The organism is Candidatus Rickettsiella isopodorum, assembly GCF_001881495.1.
GTDB lineage: Bacteria > Pseudomonadota > Gammaproteobacteria > Diplorickettsiales > Diplorickettsiaceae > Aquirickettsiella > Aquirickettsiella isopodorum.
The window spans coordinates 1-223 of record NZ_LUKY01000002.1; the positions used below are offsets into that span (position 1 = coordinate 1).

The 223-nt window shown below is 39.0% G+C and carries 1 protein-coding gene; it reads left to right on the forward strand.

Annotated elements, in window-relative coordinates; translation table 11 throughout:
* Positions 1–223, forward strand: a 223-nt coding sequence (locus A1D18_RS06890) for a hypothetical protein (RefSeq protein WP_216094996.1), incomplete at both ends; no start/stop codon positions are given.

A 223-nucleotide genomic window follows, 5' to 3' on the forward strand; every position in this document is an offset into this window, starting at 1 on the left:
ATGCTCAGAAGATCTGCAACGCCGCTTAATGAAGTTTTTTCGCAGCAGTGTTTTGTTATTTCACCCGGACAAATCAAATGGAAACGAGGATTTAAGTCGCGTACAGACAGAGTTTTTTCGGCAATTTAGGCAATTCTCAGAAATTTCACGTGAGGCAGTTAAAGACGGTTTAGAAATACTAAAAACCTATGCTCCTCAATGTGAAGCGGAGATTCAAAAAATA